Genomic DNA, 20491 nt, shown 5'->3' with positions numbered 1-20491 from the left:
CACGCCCATGACCCGCCGGACCCAGGCCGAACGCCGTGAGGCGAGCCGTGCCGACCTGATCGCGGCGACGCTCGAGCTCATGGAGGAGGTCGGGTACGCGGGCATCTCGGTCGCCGAGGTCTGCCAGCGCGCAGGCCGCTCGGTCGGCACACACCTGCACCACTTCGGCACCAAGGCTGCGCTCGTGACCGCGGCTGTCGACGCCCTCGCGGCCCGCCGGATCGCCGACGTCCGTGCCGACCTCGAGCGGGAGCCCCGCCGCGGGGCCGAGGCCGCCCTCGACGTGGTCTGGCAGTTCTACGCCGGGCCGACGTTCGTGGTGGCGCTCGAGCTGTGGGTCGCCGCGCGCACCAACCCCGAGCTGCGCGAGCACCTGCTCGTCGTCGAGGAGCGCATCGATCGCGAGGGTGTCGCCCTCGCCGCGTCGATCGCGCCGGAGCTGACCACGCCCGCCGGTGCTCTCGTCGGTCGCTGCGCCGTGGCGACCATGCGCGGTCTCGCCATGCGCCGTGCCCTCTACGTCGACGCCGACATCGATGCCGACTGGCGCTCGCTCAAGCCCCTGCTGCTGACCACCCTCACCACCATCTCCTCCGAGGACGCCCGATGACCACCGACGCCCACGCCCACGCCCAGCCGACCGTCGAGCCCACGCCCGAGCAGGCGCTGGTGGCGCACGTCGAGCGCGCCAAGGCGGCCCTGCTCGACGACGCCCGGGCCGACAAGATCGCCAAGCAGCACGCGCGCGGCAAGCTCACCGCCCGTGAGCGGATCGCCTACCTCGCGGGGGAGGAGTTCATCGAGTTCGGCGGCCTGGCCGGCCCGGGTCCGTCCAACAACGGCGCCGCGCCGCTCGTCGCGCCAGCCGACGGCGTGGTCACCGGCATCGGCTACGTCGACGGGCGGCCTGTCGCGCTCGCGGCGTTCGACTTCACCGTGCTCGGCGGGAGCAACGGAGCCGTCGGCATGGCCAAGGTGATGCGCATCGCCGACCGGGCGCTGCACGACCGGATCCCGATGGTGCTGCTGCACGACGGCGGCGGCCACCGCATGCAGGAGGCGCTCGACTCGCGGCTGGCCGCGCCGGGGTCCGAGCTGCTGATGAAGATGTGCGACCTCTCCGGGTACGTGCCGCTGGTCTCCGCCATGCTCGGCCCGGGTTTCGGTGCGCCCGGCAACCTGGCCGCGTGCTGCGACTTCGTCGTGATCGTCCGCGGTCAGGGCACGATGGGGCTGAGCAGCGACTTCCTCGTCAGGAACGGCACCGGCGAGGACGCCACCAACGAGGAGCTCGGTGGTGCCGACAACTGCGCCCGCCGCGGCGTCGTCGACCTCGCCGTCGACGACGAGCACGAGGCCCTCGACGCGATCCGGCTCTACCTCTCCTACCTGCCGAGCTGGCAGGACGGCGCACAGAACATGGGCGATCGCGACGCCGGCCCCGGCCACACCGCCGACCGGCTCGACACCCTGGTCCCGGCCAACATGCGTCAGGCCTACGACGTCCGCTACGTCATCGAGGGCCTCGCCGACGACGAGACGGTCTTCGAGATCAAGCCCGGCTACGCGCCCAACATGGTCTGTGCGTTCGCCCGGCTCGCAGGCCGCCCGGTCGGCATCGTGGCCAACCAGCCGCAGGTCTTCGGCGGCGCGATCGACGGCCCCGCCTCGGAGAAGCTCGGTGGCTTCGTCGCCGTCTGCGACACCTTCGGCCTGCCGCTCGTGGTGCTCATCGACATGCCCGGCTTCCAGGTCGGCACGGCCGCAGAGGAGAGCCGGCTGGTCCGCCGCAGCGCCCGGATCGCCTACGAGCTGGCCAACGCGACCGTCCCGCGGGTCGTCATCACCACCCGCAAGGCGTACGGCGCGGCGTACGTCGTGATGGGCGGCGGCCGGAGCATCGACGCCGACCTCAGCCTGGCCTGGCCGACCGCGGAGCTGTGCGCGATCCCCGTGGAGAGCGCCGTCGACATCGCCTTCAAGTCCGTCTACCTCGACGACCCGGAGCCGGAGAAGAAGCGGGCCGAGTTCATCGAGCTCATGCGCGCCAACATCGACCCGGTGCTGGCCGCGGACGGCTTCGGCATCGACGACGTCGTGCTGCCGAGCCAGACCCGTCGACTGCTGGTCGAGACCTTCGCGCGCGCGGTGCCGCGCCGCGCTCCGCGGGTCCCGGGCAAGCGCCGTACGATCGCGCCCGCCTGAGGCCTGCCGCCCACTGCCGCGAGACCGTCGCCGGCCGGTCGCCGGTGTGACCGGAACCACGGGTACGCGATGTACCGACCTGCCGTTATGATCACCGGGTACACGGTGTACCAATCCACTCAGTGAGGAACCCTGATGGCTGAAGCATTCATCTACGACCACGTGCGTACGCCGCGCGGCCGTGGCAAGAAGACCGGCTCGCTCAACGAGGTCAAGCCGATCGACCTGGTCGTCACGCTCATGCACGCGATCGAGGAGCGCAACGAGGGCCTCGACACCGCCGGCATCGACGACGTGATCCTCGGCTGTGTCACGCCGATCGGTGACCAGGGTTCCGACATCGCCCGCGTCGCCGCCGTCAAGGCCGGCCTCGCCGAGACCGTCGCCGGTGTCCAGATCGACCGCTTCTGTGCCTCCGCGCTCGAGGCCGTCAACCAGGCTGCTGCCCGCGTCCGCTCCGGCTGGGAGGACCTGATCCTCGCTGGTGGCGTCGAGGCGATGAGCCGCGTGCCGATGGGCTCCAACGGCGGTGCCTGGGCCATGGACCCGAAGACGTCGCTCGACACCTACTTCATCCCGCAGGGCGTGTCCGCCGACCTGATCGCCACGGTCGAGGGCTTCACCCGTGAGGACGTCGACGCGCTCGCCGCGCAGTCGCACGAGCGTGCCGCGAAGGCCTGGGCCAACGGCTACTACGACGACTGCGTCATCCCGGTGAAGGACGAGAACGGCCTCGTCATCCTGGACAAGGACGAGACGGTCCGCCCGGGCACGACCGCGGAGTCGCTCGGCTCGCTCAAGCCGTCGTTCATCGCGATGGGCGTGGACGCGGGCTTCGACGACGTCGCCCTCTCGAAGTACACCGAGGTCGAGAAGATCAACCACGTCCACCACGCCGGCAACAGCTCCGGCGTCGTCGACGGTGCCTCCCTCATGCTCATCGGCTCCGAGGAGGCGGGCAAGAAGCACGGCCTGACCCCGAAGGCCCGCATCGTCTCCACCGCGGTCATCGGCTCCGAGCCGACGATCATGCTGACCGGCCCGGCGCCGGCGGCGTACAAGGCCCTCGAGAAGGCCGGCCTCACGGTCGACGACATCGACCTGTGGGAGATCAACGAGGCCTTCGCGGCCGTCGCCCTCCGCTTCATCAAGGACATGGGGATCACCCAGGACGTCGTCAACGTCAACGGTGGCGCCATGGCCATGGGTCACCCCCTGGGTGCGACCGGCGCCATCATCCTGGGCACGCTCGTCGACGAGCTCAAGCGCCAGGGCAAGCGCTACGGCCTGGCCACGCTCTGCGTCGGCGCGGGCATGGGCATCGCGACCATCGTCGAAGCCCTCTGAGACGCGGACAGAACAGGAAAGACGAGAGACATGACTGAGCAGACTGCTGTCCGCGTTGAGATCGATGCCGACGGCATCGCCACGCTGACCCTGGACGACCCGAACCAGTCGGCCAACACGATGAACGAGCTGTACGTCAGCTCGATGGACGCGGCCGTGAACCAGCTGGTCGCCGACGCGGACAAGATCACCGGTGTCGTGATCGCCTCCGCGAAGAAGACCTTTTTCGCCGGCGGTGACCTCAAGGGCATGATGAGCGTCCGCAAGGAGAACGCTGCCGAGATCTTCGGCATGGTCGAGGGTGTCAAGGCGACCCTGCGCAAGCTCGAGCTCCTCCAGAAGCCGGTTGTCGCCGCCATCAACGGCGCCGCGCTCGGCGGCGGCCTCGAGATCGCACTCGCCGCCAACCACCGCATCGCGGTCGACGGCAAGTACTCCATCGGCCTGCCCGAGGTGAAGCTGGGCCTGCTGCCCGGCGGTGGCGGCGTCACCCGCACCGTGCGCATGTTCGGCCTCGCGACGGCCCTGATGGAGATCCTGGGCCAGGGCACCGAGTTCAAGCCGGCGGCCGCCCAGGCCAAGGGCCTGGTCAACGAGCTCGTCGCCACCGAGGACGAGCTGATCCCCGCCGCCAAGGCGTGGATCAAGGCCAACCCCGAGGCGTGGGCGCAGCCGTGGGACACCCCGGGCTACAAGATCCCGGGCGGCACCCCGTCGCACCCGTCGCTCGCGGGCATGCTGCCGGCGTTCGCCCCGATGCTGAAGAAGCAGATCAAGCAGGCCGACTACAAGGCCCCCAAGGCGATCCTCGCGGCCGCCACCGAGGGTCTGCAGGTCGACTTCGACACCGCCTCGCGGATCGAGTCGCGCTACTTCACCACGCTGGTCACCGGCCAGCAGGCGAAGAACATGATCCAGGCGTTCTTCTTCGACCTCGGCTCGATCAACGCGGGCAAGGAGCGCCCGGCGGGCGTCGAGAAGTACGTCCCGCAGAAGGCGATCGTCCTCGGCGCCGGCATGATGGGCGCGGGCATCGCCTACGTCCTGGCGCGCGCGGGTGTCGAGGTCGTCCTCAAGGACGTCACCATCGAGGCCGCCGAGAAGGGCAAGGCCTACACCGCGGGCCTCAACGAGAAGGCCGTCTCGCGCGGCAAGCTCACGCAGGAGAAGGCCGACGAGATCCTCAACCGGATCACCCCGACCATCGACCCGGCCGACGCCGCGGGCTGCGACACGGTCGTCGAGGCCGTCTTCGAGAACGTCGAGCTGAAGCAGAAGGTCTTCAACGAGGTCATCCCGTTCCTCAACGAGGGCGCGCTGCTCTGCTCCAACACCTCGACGCTGCCGATCACCGAGCTCGCCAAGGGCATCGACGGCGACGGCAACGCCGCCCGCTTCATCGGCCTGCACTTCTTCTCGCCGGTCGACAAGATGCCGCTGGTCGAGATCATCCGCGGCAACGAGACCGGCGACGAGGCCCTGGCCCAGGCGTACGACATCACGCTGCTGATCAAGAAGACCCCGATGATCGCCCACGACTCGCGCGGCTTCTACACCTCGCGGGTCATCGGAACCCAGATCGACGAGGGCCTCTCGCTCCTCCTCGAGGGCCAGCACCCGCTGTCGATCGAGCGCGCGGCCACGTCGGCCGGCTTCCCGGTCGGCCCGCTGCAGATCGCCGACGAGCTGAACCTCGAGCTCATGGTGAAGATCGCCTCCACCACGCGTGAGGCGATGGGCATCGCCGAGCCGACCAAGTCCGAGGTCGTCTGCAACAAGATGATCGAGGCCGGTCGCCCGTCCAAGCTCAAGGGCGCGGGCTTCTACGAGTACGTCGACGGCAAGCGCGGCTCGCTCTCGCCGGTCGTGGGCGAGCTCTTCCCGGTGGCGGAGACGCAGTACCCGCTCCAGGACCTGCGCGACCGCATGATGTTCCGCGAGGCGATCGAGACCGCCAAGACGTTCGAGGAGGGTGTGGTCACCTCGGCCGCCCACGCGAACATCGGCTCGATCTTCGGCATCGGCTTCCCACCGATGACCGGTGGTGCCGCGCAGTTCATCACCGGCTACGACGCCCCCGACGGCACCTACGGCATCGAGGCGTTCCTCAAGCGCGCCGACGAGCTGGCCGACAAGTACGGCGAGCAGCTGCGCCCGACGCAGTACCTGCGCGACATGGCGAAGAACGGCGAGTCCTTCCCCGCCTGATCGGCCCGTACGACGGAGGGCCCGGCCCCGCGAGTGATCGCGGAGCCGGGCCCTCTGGCGTCGGCGGGCGGTGGCGTCGCGGTCAGCCGACCGGGGTGCCGAGCACCTTGCGGCAGGCCAGCTGCGCCTTCGCGAACGCCTCGCGCGGCTTCGCGGTGCCGCCCTTGAGGTTCGCGGCCACGACGGCGGCGTGCAGCTTGTCGTCCAGCTTCTCGGCGCAGGCGACGTACGAGTCCCAGTCCTGCGGCTGAGCCGTCGGGTAGGAGCTGGCCCAGGACTCGGTGTTCTTGCGCCAGTCCCAGCAGGCGACGGTGGCGTCGGCGATCTCGTTGGCGGTCGTCTTGTCGAACTGGTAGGTCAGCTGCGCGACGTGGTCCTTGGTCAGCATCCCCGCCTTGGTCAGGGTGTCGACGCCGGCTGCGGCGACGAGCTTCTTCGCGGTGCAGCGCGCCTGTGCCGGGGGCATGTCGGTCGCGATCCGCGAGGCCAGGGCGGCGACGGCCACATCGGTGTCGGAGTACGGCGTGTCCGGCCCGCCGCAGGCGGTCAGTCCGAGGGCGGCGGTGGCCACGACGAGTCCGAGGGCGGGGGTGGTGAGGCGCATGGCGGGGAGTCAACCACGCGTCCGAAGGCCACGCGAGGCCCGTCCGTTTTCCCTGTTCCCGGGCGGAGTCGCGCGCGTTTCCTTGACACATACTCGGTATGCATACCTAGTATGCATTCACCGGGTATCCGGAAAGGGGGAACAGATGTCAGTCCGACACGCACTGCTCGCGTTGCTGGAGCAGGGTCCGATGTACGGCTACCAGCTGCGCACGGAGTTCGAGGGCCGCACCGGCTCGACCTGGCCGCTCAACATCGGGCAGGTCTACACGACGCTCGCCCGCCTCGAGCGCGACGGGATGATCGAGGCCGCGTCCGATGAGGAGGTCGGCGAGGAGGGCAAGCGCCGCTACGCGATCACGACCGACGGCAGGGTCGAGGTGGCCACCTGGTTCGACGAGCCGGTCGGCCGTGGTGAGCCGCCGCGTGACGAGCTCGCGATCAAGCTGGCGATCGCGGTCACCATCCCTGGCGTCGACGTCGCGTCGCTGGTGCAGCGCCAGCGCACGGCGACCATGAACGCCCTCCACGACTACACGCGCCTCAAGCGCGGAGCCGCGACGGAGGAGCCCGCCGACCTGGCCTGGAGCCTCGTCCTCGACTCGCTCATCTTCACCGCCGAGGCGGAGATCCGCTGGCTCGACCACTGTGAGGCGCGGCTCGCCCGCCGGTCCTCCGCCCCGACCCGCTCCACCGTCGCCGAGGAGGCAGCCCGATGAACCCCATCCTCACCGTTGCCGATGTCACCCGGGTCCACGGCACCGGCGCCGCCGAGGTCCACGCCCTGCGTGGCGTCACCGTGACCGCGTCGCCGGGCGAGCTCGTCGCCGTCATGGGCCCGTCGGGCTCCGGCAAGTCGACGCTGCTCAACCTCGCCGGTGGCCTGGACACGCCGACCAGCGGCGACGTCGTCATCGAGGGGCGTTCGCTCGTCGGCCTCTCGGTCGCCCAGCGTGCCCGGCTCCGCCGTACGTCCGTGGGCTACGTGTTCCAGAACTTCAACCTCGTGCCCGCGCTGACCGCCATCGAGAACGTCGCCCTCCCGCGTGAGCTCGACGGTGTCGGTGCGCGGCAGGCGCGCCGCGATGCGCTCGCCGCGCTCGAGGAGGTCGGCGTCGCTGGTGCTGCGGACCGCTTCCCGGACGACATGTCGGGTGGCCAGCAGCAGCGCGTCGCGATCGCCCGTGCGCTGGTCGGCGAGCGCCGGCTGATCCTGGCCGACGAGCCGACCGGGGCCCTCGACACGGCCACAGGGGAGGAGATCCTCCAGCTCCTGCGTACCCGGTGCGATGCGGGTGCGGCGGTCGTGATGGTCACGCACGAGCCGCGGCACGCGGCCTGGGCAGACCGCGTGGTCTTCCTGCGGGACGGCCTCGTCGTCGACGAGTCCGGCCGGACGTCGGGCCCCGAGGACCTGCTCGCGATGGACGGTGCCCGATGAGGGGCCCGCTGGGCGGCTGGCGCGCCCTGCTCCGCCTCGCGTGGCGCGACGTCCTGCGCAACAAGGGGCGGAGTGCGCTGATCCTGGCGATGATCGCCCTGCCCGTGCTCGGCGTGACGGCTGCCCACGTCGTGATCTCGACGGCCGACGTCAGCGTTGCCGAGGGACTCGACCGCCACCTCGGCACCGCCGACGCGCTGCTCGAGGTCAACGAGGGTGGCGGGGTCGTCTACCAGGGGGCCGACCCGCACGACAACGCCGGCTGGGCCGGACCGGAGGACGGCGGGACCGACCGGACGGCGACCCAGGCAGACATCGCGAAGGTGCTCGGGGAGGGCACGAAGCTGCACGCGCAGCGGCTGGACTGGTTCAACACCCGCATCGGGCAGCACAACGTCAACGTCACGGTGCACAGCGCCGACTTCCGTGACCCCGTGTTCGACGGCACGTGGGACCTGACGGCGGGTCGGGCACCGGCGCGCGTCGGCGAGATCGCCGTCAACGCCCAGCTCGTGAAGCGCGGCGTGCGGATGGGCGACACGGTCGAGCTGGTCACCGGCCGCCCCCTCGAGGTGGTCGGCGAGGCCGAGGACGCGTCGTACCGTGGTGAGCCGTCGGCATGGGCCTATCCCGGGAGCGTGGACGACACCCGCCAGGGGCCGATGTACTCGACCAACACGACCTACCTCGCCACCGTCCCGGGTGGGGTCGACTGGGACGCGGTACGCGCGCTGAACAAGCTCGGCGTCTCCGTCCTCAGCCGGGAGGTGATCGCCCATCCGCCGTCGGAGGACCAGCTCCCGCCGGAGATGTCCGACTTCGGCGACGACCGGGCCGACGTGATTCTCGCGACGGCGATCCTGGTCAGCACCATGGCGCTGCTCGAGGTCGTGCTGCTCGCCGGTCCCGCGTTCGCCGTGGGAGCACGGCGGATGCAGCGCAACCTCGCGCAGGTCGCGGCCACCGGTGGCACGCCCGGGCAGGTGCGGCGCGCGGTGCTCGCCACGGCCGTGGTGCTCGGCGGGATCGCAGCAGGCGTGGGTCTCGTCGTCGGCGTCGTGCTGGGCCGCGTCGGGGTTCCGATCGCCCAGCACTACGACCAGTCGGTCTTCGGGCCGTTCGACGTCGTGTGGAGCCAGGTCCTGCTGATCGCCCTCCTCGGCTGGCTCAGTGCCGTCATCGCGGCGCTCGTCCCGGCCTGGATCGCCTCTCGCCAGGACATCGTGAAGGTCCTCGGTGGTCGCCGGGGTGACCGCGCTCCGGGCAAGGCCTCGCCGGTGCTCGGCGCGCTGCTGGCTGCCGCCGGCATCGCGGCCGCGGTGGTCGGCGCGCGGCACGGCGGGGACTGGGGCACGATCGCGATCGCCGCTGCGGCGGTGCTCGCCGTGGTCGGTGGGGTGCTCCTGCTGTCGCCGGTGCTCGCTCTGGTCGGGCGGCTGGCGGGGCGTGCGCCCCTCCCGCTGCGGTACGCCGTCCGCGACGCGGCGCGGCATCGCGCACGCACCGTGCCGGCGATCGGCGCGGTGCTGGCCACGGTGACCGGGGTGGTCGCCCTGTGCATCGCCAACGCGAGCGACGCCGAGGAGTCGCGGGAGACCTACCGGCCCTCGGCTGGGCTGCACGCGGGCTTCGTGTCCTTCGACGACGCGACCCTGGCACCGGACGAGCGCGCCGTGGCCTGGCACGCGATCGAGAAGGCGGTGCACGAGGAGGACCCCGAGTCCGAGGTGATGTACCAGCTCGGGCACATGGGCGGCATGCCCGGTGACCAGGAGGTGCAGGCAGTCGAGGGGCGCGACGGCGGGTCCCTGCTGAGTGGCTGGGGCGGCTACATGGGCAGCTGGATCGTCGATGACCACGTGCCCGCTGCGGATCTCGGGCTCGATGCCTCAGGGAAGGCGAAGGCGGCGGCAGCTCTCGCAGCCGGCAAGGTCGTGCTCTTCACCGACGGTGGTTCGCCCGGCGTCACCCGGGACGGCAAGGTGGTCCCGCCGGATCTCCACCGGGACTCCGTGGACCTCCAGGTGACGACGTACGGCGAGGACGGCGCGGGCCACTCCGGCCGCACGACCAGCGCACCCGCCGAGGTCATCCGGGTCTCGTTCGTGACCACCCAGGGCATCGTCCCGCATGCGGTCGCCAAGCGGACGGGCGCGCAGGTGATGCCGTCGACGATCAGCCTCCCCGGCCCCGTCTCGAAGGCGGAGAAGGACACGATCGAGAAGGCGCTGGCCGGCATCGGCTACCCGGATGCGCGCGTCTACGTCGAGCGCGGCTGGAACGGCCGTGACAACGTCCTGCTGTTGTGGGTGCTCGCGGCGCTGGGTGGGGTGCTCATGCTCGGTGGGACGCTCACGGCGACGTTCCTCGCGCTGTCCGACGCGGCTCCCGACCTCGCGACCCTCTCGGCCGTGGGCGCCTCTCCGCGAGAACGCCGCCTGGTCGCCGCCTGCTACGCCCTCGTGGTCGGTGGCATCGGGGCGGTCGGGGGAGCGGTCATCGGACTGGTCCCGGGCATCGCGGCCACCTGGCCACTGACCAGCAACACCTGGGATGGTGCGGGCCCGAGCCACTACCTCGACATCCCGTGGCTGGTGATCCTGGTGGTCGTCGTGGGGCTGCCGCTCCTCACCGCGCTCGTGGTCGGGCTGTGTGCCCGGTCGCGGCTCCCGCTGGTGGCGCGCATCGACTGATCGCGTCGTACCCGGACCGGCGGGGGCATGGACGACGGCGCGGGCGGGGCTCCTCGGGGGAGGGCCTCGCCCGCGCCGGCGTACGTTCGGTCGGAGCCGTCACCGAGGCGAGGACCTGTGCGCCTCGCGCGCGGACCCGGGAGATCCTGCGCAACGGTGAGGAGCTCGACGGCCAGAGGATCAGGCGCGCTTCACGACCACGGTCGTCAGGATCTTGTCGGTGAGCGTCTGCACCTTCGGCTTGTCCCAGAGCGGCCACAGGTAGTCGATGTAGACCGCCTGGTTGATCAGGCTGTGGAGCAGCATGCGGCCGAGGCAGGAGCCCCAGCCAGGGACGGCGCCGGTCTGCTCGTTGACGACCCAGAGGCCCTTCCTCGCCTTGCCCCAGGACTGGCCGGTGCGCCCCTGGATCACGACGTAGTTGCGGATGGACCGCACGAAGAGCCAGATGTAGGAGGCGGCGAGGCCGAGGGAGCCGAGGATGACCAGCGTCGTGCCGGCACCTGTCGTCTGGTCGGAGTTGATCCCGCCACCGATGCCGAGCAGGACACCGCTCACGATGAACGCGACCACCACGGGCCAGAGGTAGACGGCGTCCCAGAGCGTCGCGACCGCGCGGTCGCCCCAGGTCGCGTACGACGACGTGGGCTGGGAGGCGTAGGGGTTCGGCTGCTCTGTCATGACGGCTCTCCTCGGGAGGGTCGGGGTGGTCCGAGCCTCTCATGTCGGGAACGCCCCGCTCCGGAGCGCGACACGACCATCGTTCCAACTTAAAGACAGGCTTGACTGTTTCTTTCATGGGGGACAAGGTGTACCCATGAGCTCGGAGACCGCGACACAGCACGCACGCGTGCCGCAGGAGGAGCGCACCCGCGTGATGCGGGCCCGCCTGCTCGAGGCGACCATCCAGTGCCTCGTCGACGCGGGCTTCGCCGGCACGTCGACGACGCTCGTCTCCAAGATCGCCGGCGTCAGCCGCGGTGCCCAGCTGCACCACTTCCCGACCAAGAACGACCTCGTCGTCGCCGCCGTCCGGCACCTCGCCGAGCAGCGCAGGGCGGAGATCGTCGTCGGGCGCGACGACTTCCCGGTCGGCGAGGGGCGCACGCGCGCGGTGCTCGAGGCGATGGCCGACTACGTGACCTCGCCGTTCTTCACCGCGGCGCTCGAGCTGTGGGTCGCCGCCCGCAGTGACGAGCAGCTGCTGGCGGCGGTGGCGCCGCTGGAGGTCGAGTTCGGCCGCGAGCTGCACCGGATCGCCGTCGACCTGCTCGAGGTGGACGAGTCGCGCCCCGGTGTCCGCGAGCTGGTGCAGGCGACCCTCGACCTGCTGCGCGGCCTCGGCCTCGCCAACACCCTCGGCGACGACTCCCGTCGCCGCGCACGGATCCTCGACCAGTGGGCCCAGTCCCTCGACCGCGAACTGAAGGAGCTCGGATGAACCCCGTGCTGGACGAGGTCCTCGGAGACCTCCAGGCGGAGAGCGCGTACGTCGAGTCGCTGCTCGCCGACCTCGACGAGCAGGGCTGGCGCACGGCCACCCCCGCCGAGGGCTGGGACGTCGCGACCACGATCGCGCACCTGCTGTGGACCGACGAGGCGTCCGTGAAGGCGATCGCCGGCACGCTGCTCGTCAACGGCGATGCGGACAAGGAGCCCTGGGACGCCCTGGTCATGGACGCCTTCGCCGACCCGTCCGGCTTCGTCGACACCGCGGCGCTGACCATCGCCAAGACCCACACGGGTGCGGAGCTGCTCGAGCGCTGGCAGGCCTCCAAGCAGGCGCTCGCCGCGGCGCTGCGCAGCGTGCCCGACGGTCAGAAGCTGATGTGGTTCGGTCCGCCGATGGCGCCGGCGAGCATGGCGACCGCCCGACTCATGGAGACCTGGGCGCACGGGCTCGACGTCGCGGACGCCGTCGGTGCCCCGCACTCGGTCACCGACCGGATCCGCCACGTGGCCAGCATCGGCTTCCGTACCCGCAGCTTCGCCTTCGCGCAGAACGGCCTCGACGCCCCCGCCGAGCCGATCCGGCTCGAGCTCGTGCTCCCGTCGGGTGAGCCGATCGTCTTCGGCCCCGACGACGCCACCCAGACGGTGACCGGGTCGGCGTACGACTTCGCGGCGCTGGCCACCCAGCGCGTGCACCGCGACGACACCGACCTCGTCGCCACCGGCGCCGACGCGGAGACCTGGCTGACCATCGCCCAGGCCTTCGCCGGTCCGGCCGGCGGCGGTCGCGCCCCGAAGGGAGAACGCGCATGACCAGTCCCGCCCGCATCGGCAACTGCTCCGGCTTCTACGGTGACCGGCTCTCGGCCTTCCGCGAGATGCTCGAGGGTGGTCCGCTCGACTACCTGACCGGCGACTACCTGGCCGAGCTGACGATGCTGATCCTCGGCAAGGACACCTTCAAGGACCCGAACCTCGGCTATGCCCGCACCTTCGTGCGGCAGGCCGAGGACGCGCTCGGCCTCGCGCTCGAGAAGGGGGTCAAGGTCGTCGTCAACGCCGGCGGCATCAACCCCAAGGGCCTCGCGGAGAAGCTCGCCGAGGTCTCGACCGGCCTGGGCCTGGCCCCGAAGATCGCCTACGTCGCCGGCGACGACATCCGCGCGAAGGTGGCCGACCTCGGCCTCACCCACCCGACGTACGGCAACCCGCTGACCGCGAACGCCTACCTCGGTGCGTTCGGCATCGCCAGCGCGCTGGACCGGGGTGCCGACCTCGTCGTCACCGGGCGCGTCACCGATGCGAGCGTCGTGGTGGGCCCCGCGATCCACCACCACGGCTGGACCCCGGAGTCGTACGACGCGCTGGCCGGTGCCGTGATCGCGGGCCACATCATCGAGTGCGGAACCCAGGCCGTCGGTGGCAACTTCTCGGGCTTCCTGGAGCTTCCGGCCGACGCGCGCAGCAAGCCCCTGGGCTTTCCGATCGCCGAGGTGGCCGCGGACGGCTCGATGGTGATCACGAAGCACGACGGCACCGGTGGCGCCGTCACCGTCGACACCGTCACCGCGCAGCTGGTCTACGAGATCCAGACGACGAGGTACCTCAACCCCGACGTCACCGTCGACCTGACCACGATGAGGCTCGAGCAGGAGGCGTCCGACCGCGTGAAGGTCTCCGGGGTCACCGGCTCGCTGCCGCCCGCGACGCTCAAGGCCTGCCTCAACTACTTCGCCGGCTACCGCAACTCCATGGAGCTGATCCTCACCGGCCTCAACGTCCAGGAGAAGGCGGCCTGGGTCCGCGAGCAGGTCGAGCGGGCCTGGGGCGAGGACGGACCGGCGCGCGTCGTCTGGTCCGACGTCATCCAGCCCGACACCGACGCCGACAGCCAGGAGGCCGCCTCGGCGCTGCTGCGGATCACCGCGTTCGACGCCGATGCGAACAAGGTCGCCAAGGGGTTCACCGGCCCGGTCATCGAGCAGGTGCTCGGCTCGTACCCGGGCTTCGCGCCCTGCCGGATGCCCGGCCCGGGCACGGCGTACGGCGTCTACACCCCGGCCTACATCGCGCGGGAGGTCGTCGAGCACACCGTCGTGCACCACGACGGGTCCGTCGAGGTCATCGCCGACCCGCCCACCGACCCGGCGCCTCTCGACAAGGCCGTCGGACTGCGGCCCTCGCCGTACCCGTCGCCGGCTGACACGCTCACCCGTCGCCTGCCGCTGGGCACCTTCGTGCACGGGCGCTCGGGCGACAAGGGCGGCGACGCCAACATCGGCCTCTGGGTGAAGAACGACGGCCACCCGAAGTACGCCGAGCGCGTCCGGTGGCTCACGAAGTACCTCAGCCCCCGCAAGGTGCGCGAGCTGGTCCCCGAAGCCGCCGACCTCGACATCGAGGTCTACCCGCTGCCGAACCTCGGCGGCGTCAACATCCTCATCCACGGCCTCCTCGACGAGGGAGTCGCGGCCACCGCCCGGTTCGACCCGCAGGCCAAGGGCCTCGCGGAGTGGGTCCGCGGCCGGACGGCCACCATCGAAGGGAGCCTCCTGTGACCTACTCGCCCGCCTACGGCTGGACCGAGGAACAGCTCGCCCTGAAGCACTCCGCCATGGAGTTCACCCGGCGCGAGGTCACACCGCACCTCGACGAGTGGGAGCGCAACGGCGAGATCCCGCGCGAGTTCCAGAAGAAGCTCGCGGCGGCGGGCCTCCTCGGCGTCGGCGTCCCCGAGGAGGTCGGCGGCGACGGCGGCACCCTGATGGACGTCTGCGCGATGCAGGAAGGCTTCATGGAGGCTGGCTGGTCCGGCGGCCTGATGGCGTCGGCGTACACCCACGGCATCGCGATCCCGCACATCATCCAGGCGGGGTCGAAGGAGCTGGTCGACACCTACGTGCGGCCCGTGCTCAGCGGCGACATGATCGGCTCGCTCGGCGTGACCGAGCCCGGCACCGGCTCCGACGTCGCCGGCATCACCACGCGCGCGGTCCGCGACGGCGACGAGTGGGTGATCAACGGAGCCAAGATGTTCATCACCTCCTCGGTGCGCGGTGACTTCGTGACCACCGCTGTCCGCACGGGTGGCGAGGGTGCCCACGGCATCTCGCTGATCGTGGTCCCGAAGGGGACGCCCGGCTTCAGCGTCTCGCGCAAGCTCGACAAGATGGGCTGGCTGGCCTCCGACACCGGGGAGCTGACCTACGACGACGTACGGGTCCCGCTGGCGAACCTGGTCGGCGAGGAGAACCACGGCTTCTACTACATCGCCGACAAGTTCGTCACGGAGCGGATCTGGCTGGCGCTGATGGGCTACGGCCATGCGATCCGCTGCCTGAACCTGACCGCGCAGTACTGCCAGGACCGGACGACGTTCGGCAAGCCGCTGGTCGCCAACCAGGTGGTCCGGGCGAAGCTGGTCGAGATGCGGCGCCAGATCGAGATCGCCCGGTCCTACACGCTCGAGATCGCCCGCCGGTACGACGCCGGCGAGAACTGCATCGCCGAGGCCTGCCTGGCCAAGCAGACGGCGGTCGACACCGCCGTCTGGGTCGCCAACGAGGCCGTCCAGCTGCACGGCGGCATGGGCTACATGCGCGAGACCGAGGTCGAGCGCCACTACCGCGACGTCCGCCTGCTGCCGATCGGCGGCGGCTCGACCGAGGTCCTCACCGACCTCGCGGCACGGCTGATGGGCTACGCCCCGGGGGCGAAGGCATGACGACCGAGACGACCGGGACGACCGGGACCACCGCCGAGCCGACCGTCGCGGAGCGGCGCCGGTCGGCGATGCTGGCGAAGATCGCCCACATCGAGGAGCAGAACCAGAAGGCCGTCGAGGCCGGCGGCAAGTACATCGCCCGCCACCACGAGCGCGGCAAGCTCACCGCCCGCGAGCGGATCGAGCTCCTCGTCGACGAGGGGTCGGCGTTCCTCGAGCTGATGCCGCTGGCCGGCTGGGGCTCCGACTTCGCGGTCGGCGCCTCCATGGTCACGGGCATCGGCGTCGTCGAGGGCGTCGAGTGCATGATCGTCGCCAACGACCCCACGGTGAAGGGCGGCGCCCTCAACCCGATGTCGCTGCGCAAGTCGTTCCGCGCGGCCGAGATCGCCGAGCGCAACTGGCTGCCGACGATCAACCTCACCGAGTCCGGCGGCGCCGACCTGCCCACCCAGAAGGACATCTTCATCCCGGGCGGCAAGGGCTTCCGCGACCTCACCCGCGCCTCCGCGCGCAAGCAGCCGACGATCTCGGTGGTCTTCGGCAACTCCACCGCCGGCGGCGCCTACGTCCCCGGCATGAGCGACTACGTGATCATGGTGAAGGAACAGGCCAAGGTCTTCCTGGCCGGCCCGCCGCTGGTCAAGATGGCGACCGGCGAGGAGTCCGACGACGAGTCGCTGGGTGGCGCCGAGATGCACTCGCGGATCTCCGGCTCCTCCGACTTCCTCGCCGTCGACGAGCACGACGCGATCCGGCTCGCGCGGCGCACGGTGGCCCGCCTCAACTGGCGCAAGAAGGGCAGCACGCCCGACCCGACGTCGTACGCCGAGCCGGACCTGGACCCCGAGGAGCTGCTCGACCTCTTCCCGGAGGACCTCAAGGAACCGTTCGACCCGCGGGACGCGATCCTCCGGATCGTCGACGGCACGGGGCCGGGCAACGAGGTCGCGTTCGACGAGTTCAAGCCCCTCTACGGCTCCGCACTCGTGACCGGCTGGGCGAAGCTGCACGGCCACCCGATCGGCATCATCGCCAACGCCCGCGGCGTCCTGATGAGCGAGGAGGCGCAGAAGGCGGCCCAGTTCATCCAGCTGGCCAACCAGAAGGACACGCCGCTGCTCTTCCTGCACAACACCACCGGCTACATGGTCGGCGCGGAGTACGAGCAGGGCGGCATCATCAAGCACGGCGCGATGATGATCAACGCGGTCTCCAACTCGAAGGTCCCGCACCTCACGGTGATCATGGGTGCCTCCTTCGGAGCCGGCAACTACGGCATGAACGGTCGCGCCTACGACCCGCGCTTCCTCTTCACCTGGCCCTCGGCCAAGTCCGCCGTCATGGGTCCGGCACAGCTCGCCGGCGTCATGGAGATCGTGGCCCGCGAGTCCGCCGAGAAGAAGGGCATGCCGTGGAACCAGGAGGAGTTCGACGGGATCAAGGCCTTCGTCATGCAGATGGTCGAGGACCAGTCGCTGCCGGAGTTCCTGTCCGGCCTGGTCTACGACGACGGCGTCATCGACCCGCGTGACACCCGGACGGTCCTGGGCATCTGCCTCTCCGTCATCGACAACCAGCCGATCGAGGGCGCCATGAACTTCGGCGTCTTCCGGATGTGAGGGCCCCATGACCATCACCCGCCTCCTCGTCGCCAACCGCGGCGAGATCGCCCGCCGTGTCTTCCGCACCTGTCGCGAGCTCGGCATCGACACCGTCGCCGTCTTCTCAGACGCCGACGCGGGGATGCCGTTCGTGCGCGAGGCCGACCAGGCGGTGCGCCTGCCCGGCAACACCCCGGCCGAGACCTACCTCCGTGGTGACCTGGTCGTCGCCGCGGCGCTCGCGGCCGGTGCCGATGCCGTCCACCCCGGCTACGGCTTCCTCTCGGAGAACGCCGCGTTCGCCCGCGCCGTCATCGAGGCGGGGCTGACCTGGGTCGGCCCCGACCCGTCGTCGATCGAGTCGATGGGCTCGAAGATCGAGTCCAAGAAGCTGATGTCGGATGCCGGTGTCCCGGTCCTCGACGGTTTCACGGGCGCGGAGTTCGCGGCCGACGCCTCGGTGGCGGACGGTCTCGAGGCGCCGGTGCTGGTGAAGGCGTCGGCCGGCGGCGGTGGCCGCGGGATGCGCATCGTCAACGACCTGGCCGATCTCGGCACGGTCATCGAGCAGGCGTCGTCGGAGGCTGCGTCGGCGTTCGGCGACGGCACCGTCTTCGTCGAGCCCTACGTCCAGACCGGCCGCCACATCGAGGTCCAGGTCATGGGCACGCCGGACGGGGCGATCGTCTTCGGCGAGCGTGACTGCTCCGTGCAGCGTCGTCACCAGAAGGTGATCGAGGAGGCACCGGCCCCGGCGCTCCCCGACGGGACCCGCAAGGCGCTCCACGAGGCCGCCCGCCAGGCGGCTGAGGCGATCGACTACCGCGGCGCCGGCACGGTCGAGTTCCTCTACGACGTGGCGAAGGACCGCTTCTACTTCCTGGAGATGAACACCCGCCTCCAGGTCGAGCACCCGGTCACCGAGGCGGTCCACGGCGTCGACCTGGTCGCGCTGCAGATCGCCGTGGCCGAGGGCCGCTCGCTGGCCGAGGTCACCGTCGGCGAGCCGCAGGGGCACGCGGTCGAGGTGCGCCTGTACGCCGAGGACCCGGCCCACGGCTACCAGCCGCAGTCAGGCACCATCACCCGCTTCGAGCTGCCCGGCGTGGTGTCCGAGTTCGAGACCGTCCGCCACGGCATCCGGCTCGACTCCGGTGTCGGGGCGGGCGACAGCATCGGCACCTTCTACGACGCGATGATCGCCAAGGTCATCTCGTTCGCGCCGACCCGCGACCAGGCGCTGCGACAGCTCGCCGGGGCGCTCGCCAAGGCGCAGCTGCACGGCCTGACCACCAACCGCGACCTGCTGGTCAACCTGCTTCGGTCCGCGACCGTCATCGACGCCACGATGGACACCACGTGGCTCGACGGAGCCGACCTCGCCGTCCTCGGTGCCCCCACGGGCGGCGCGGACGCGGTGCCGGTCTCGGGCTTCGCCGCGGCGGTCGCGCTGGCCGAGCGGGCACGTCTCGCCTCGGCGTACCAGTCCCGGATCCCGGCGGGCTTCCGCAACGTCGTCTCGCAGCCGCAGCGCACGGTGTTCCGCCGCGGCGACGAGGAGCTCGTCGTCGGCTGGTACGGCGGTCGCAGCTTCCGCTCCGCGGACCTGGACGGTGTCGTCGTCCTGGCAGCCGGGCCGGACGAGGTCACCCTCGAGCAGGACGGAGTGCAGCGCACCTTCACGGTCTACGTCGACGGCGACCACGTGGACGTCGAGTCCTCGCTCGGCCACGTGGCGCTGATCCGTGCGCCCCGCTTCGTCGACCCGTCGACGCAGGTCGCTGCGGGCTCGCTGCTGGCCCCGATGCCGGGCTCGGTCGTCGCGGTCTCCGCAGCGGTGGGCGACACGGTCGCCGAGGGCCAGCCGCTGCTGGTCATGGAGGCCATGAAGATGCAGCACACCATCTCCGCGCCGTACGCCGGCACGGTCACCGAGCTCGACGTCGCCGTCGGGCAGCAGGTCGAGGCGGGCGCCGTGCTCGCCGTCGTCGCCCCCGACACCGACAGCACCGACAGCACCGACTCCGAGGAGAGCTGATGAGCACCATGTTCACCGAGCCGGAGGAGCGCGTCGCGCTCCGCGAGGCCGTCCGCAAGCTCGCCTCGAAGTACGGCCGCGAGTTCGTCGAGAAGCAGGCCCGCGAGGGCGGCAAGATGACCGAGATGTGGCTCGAGATGGGCCGCAACGGCTTCCTCGGCGTCAACCTCCCCGAGGAGTACGGCGGTGGGGGCGGCGGCATGTCCGACCTGGCGGCCGTCCTCGAGGAGGCCTCCGCCGCCGGTGCCCCGCTGCTGATGATGGTGGTCAGCCCGGCGATCGTCGGCTCGATCATCGCGCGCTGCGGCACCGAGGAGCAGAAGAAGCACTGGATCCCGCAGATCGCCGACGGAAGCGTGACCGCGGCGTTCGGGATCACCGAGGCGGACGCCGGCTCCAACGCCCACAACATCACCACCACCGCCACGCGGGACGGCGACGAGTGGGTGCTCAACGGGCAGAAGACCTTCATCTCCGGTGTCGACGAGGCGCAGGTGATCCTGATCGTCTCCCGCACCGAGGACGCGAAGACCGGCAAGCTGAAGCCGGCGCTGTTCATGGTGCCGACCGACGCGCCGGGCTTCTCCAGGCAGGTGATCCCGATGGCCTGGAAGGCGCCGGAGAAGCAGTTCACGCTCTTCCTGGACAACGTCCGCGTGCCGGCCGAGGCGCTCGTCGGTGACGAGGACGGCGGCATCTGGCAGCTCTTCGCGGGCCTCAACCCCGAGCGGATCATGGGCGCCGCGATGTCGTGCGGGCTGGCTCGCTACGCGCTGGAGAAGGCGGTCGACTACGCCAGGGAGCGGTCGGTCTGGAAGGACGTCCCGATCGGCGCCCACCAGGGCATCCAGCACCCGCTGGCGAAGATCAAGATCGAGCTCGAGCAGGCCCGCCTGCTCTGGCAGAAGGCGGCCGCGCTGTACGACGCCGGGGACGACTTCGGCGCGGGCGAGTACGCGAACATGGCCAAGTACGCCGGCGGCGAGGTCTCCTGCAACGCCACCGACGTCGCGGTCCACACCCACGGCGGCAACGGGATGACCGAGGAGTACGGCCTGGCCAACCTCCTGGTCGCCTCGCGCCTGGGCCGGATCGCGCCGGTCAGCCGCGAGATGATCCTCAACTTCGTCGCGATGCACTCGCTCGGGCTGCCGAAGTCCTACTGAGAGCCGAGGG

The 20491-nt window shown here is 70.8% G+C and carries 16 protein-coding genes; 14 read left to right on the top strand and 2 right to left on the bottom strand.

Annotated elements, in window-relative coordinates:
- Positions 1 to 7: 7 nt before the first annotated feature.
- The 4 genes from Q5722_RS06750 to Q5722_RS06735 all read left to right on the top strand — a co-directional run bounded on the left by Q5722_RS06750 (position 8) and on the right by Q5722_RS06735 (position 5760).
- Positions 8 to 610, top strand: a complete 603-nt coding sequence (locus Q5722_RS06750; RefSeq protein ID WP_305027440.1) for a TetR/AcrR family transcriptional regulator — start codon at positions 8 to 10, stop codon at positions 608 to 610.
- Positions 607 to 2205: an acyl-CoA carboxylase subunit beta gene (locus Q5722_RS06745; RefSeq protein WP_305027439.1), complete on the top strand. Its 1599-nt coding sequence runs from the start codon at positions 607 to 609 to the stop codon at positions 2203 to 2205. The genes Q5722_RS06750 and Q5722_RS06745 overlap by 4 nt, the downstream gene beginning before the upstream one ends.
- A 135-nt stretch (positions 2206 to 2340) precedes the next feature.
- A complete protein-coding gene (locus tag Q5722_RS06740; RefSeq protein ID WP_369415014.1) occupies positions 2341 to 3552 on the top strand; it encodes an acetyl-CoA C-acetyltransferase in 1212 nt (403 codons plus the stop codon).
- 30 nt (positions 3553 to 3582) lie between these two features.
- Entirely contained in the window at positions 3583 to 5760 is a 2178-nt protein-coding gene (locus tag Q5722_RS06735; protein WP_305027438.1) for a 3-hydroxyacyl-CoA dehydrogenase NAD-binding domain-containing protein, read from the top strand.
- An 82-nt stretch (positions 5761 to 5842) separates the two neighbouring features.
- Here the strand turns inward: Q5722_RS06735 and Q5722_RS06730 are convergent, their stop codons facing one another.
- Positions 5843 to 6364 carry a hypothetical protein gene (locus Q5722_RS06730; RefSeq protein WP_305027437.1) on the bottom strand — a complete coding sequence of 174 codons (522 nt, stop codon included), beginning with the start codon at positions 6362 to 6364 and terminating at the stop codon, positions 5843 to 5845.
- Between the two features lie 145 nt (positions 6365 to 6509).
- Between Q5722_RS06730 and Q5722_RS06725 the strand changes: the two genes are divergently transcribed.
- The 3 genes from Q5722_RS06725 to Q5722_RS06715 are packed head-to-tail and all read left to right on the top strand — an operon-like array spanning position 6510 to position 10497.
- A complete protein-coding gene (locus tag Q5722_RS06725) occupies positions 6510 to 7082 on the top strand; it encodes a PadR family transcriptional regulator (RefSeq protein ID WP_305027436.1) in 573 nt (190 codons plus the stop codon).
- Entirely contained in the window at positions 7079 to 7804 is a 726-nt protein-coding gene (locus tag Q5722_RS06720; protein WP_305027435.1) for an ABC transporter ATP-binding protein, read from the top strand. Before Q5722_RS06725 ends, Q5722_RS06720 begins: the two co-directional genes overlap by 4 nt.
- Positions 7801 to 10497, top strand: coding sequence for an FtsX-like permease family protein (locus tag Q5722_RS06715; protein ID WP_305027434.1), 2697 nt, complete (start codon positions 7801 to 7803; stop codon positions 10495 to 10497). Before Q5722_RS06720 ends, Q5722_RS06715 begins: the two co-directional genes overlap by 4 nt.
- A 180-nt stretch (positions 10498 to 10677) precedes the next feature.
- Here Q5722_RS06715 and Q5722_RS06710 read toward each other — a convergent pair whose 3' ends face one another.
- Positions 10678 to 11178, bottom strand: coding sequence for an RDD family protein (locus Q5722_RS06710; RefSeq protein WP_305027433.1), 501 nt, complete (start codon positions 11176 to 11178; stop codon positions 10678 to 10680).
- Positions 11179 to 11314: 136 nt separating this feature from the next.
- Between Q5722_RS06710 and Q5722_RS06705 the strand changes: the two genes are divergently transcribed.
- From Q5722_RS06705 to Q5722_RS06675, 7 genes are all read left to right on the top strand, one after another.
- Positions 11315 to 11938: a TetR/AcrR family transcriptional regulator gene (locus Q5722_RS06705; RefSeq protein WP_305027432.1), complete on the top strand. Its 624-nt coding sequence runs from the start codon at positions 11315 to 11317 to the stop codon at positions 11936 to 11938.
- Positions 11935 to 12762 (top strand): TIGR03084 family metal-binding protein, encoded by an 828-nt coding sequence (locus Q5722_RS06700; RefSeq protein WP_305027431.1) that lies wholly within the window; start codon positions 11935 to 11937, stop codon positions 12760 to 12762. The genes Q5722_RS06705 and Q5722_RS06700 overlap by 4 nt, the downstream gene beginning before the upstream one ends.
- Positions 12759 to 14507 carry an acyclic terpene utilization AtuA family protein gene (locus tag Q5722_RS06695; RefSeq protein WP_305027430.1) on the top strand — a complete coding sequence of 583 codons (1749 nt, stop codon included), beginning with the start codon at positions 12759 to 12761 and terminating at the stop codon, positions 14505 to 14507. Before Q5722_RS06700 ends, Q5722_RS06695 begins: the two co-directional genes overlap by 4 nt.
- A complete protein-coding gene (locus Q5722_RS06690; protein WP_305027429.1) occupies positions 14504 to 15673 on the top strand; it encodes an acyl-CoA dehydrogenase family protein in 1170 nt (389 codons plus the stop codon). Before Q5722_RS06695 ends, Q5722_RS06690 begins: the two co-directional genes overlap by 4 nt.
- 68 nt (positions 15674 to 15741) lie before the next feature.
- Positions 15742 to 17295 (top strand): acyl-CoA carboxylase subunit beta, encoded by a 1554-nt coding sequence (locus Q5722_RS06685; protein WP_305028343.1) that lies wholly within the window; start codon positions 15742 to 15744, stop codon positions 17293 to 17295.
- A 7-nt stretch (positions 17296 to 17302) separates the two neighbouring features.
- Entirely contained in the window at positions 17303 to 19315 is a 2013-nt protein-coding gene (locus tag Q5722_RS06680) for an acetyl/propionyl/methylcrotonyl-CoA carboxylase subunit alpha (RefSeq protein WP_305027428.1), read from the top strand.
- Positions 19315 to 20481, top strand: coding sequence for an acyl-CoA dehydrogenase family protein (locus Q5722_RS06675; protein WP_305027427.1), 1167 nt, complete (start codon positions 19315 to 19317; stop codon positions 20479 to 20481). Before Q5722_RS06680 ends, Q5722_RS06675 begins: the two co-directional genes overlap by 1 nt.
- Positions 20482 to 20491 lie beyond the last annotated feature (10 nt).

This window comes from Nocardioides jiangxiensis, from assembly GCF_030580915.1.
In the GTDB taxonomy this organism is placed as follows: Bacteria; Actinomycetota; Actinomycetes; order Propionibacteriales; family Nocardioidaceae; genus Nocardioides; species Nocardioides jiangxiensis.
Note: the sequence above shows the minus strand (reverse complement) of the source record. Positions and strands in the feature narration are given on the sequence as shown.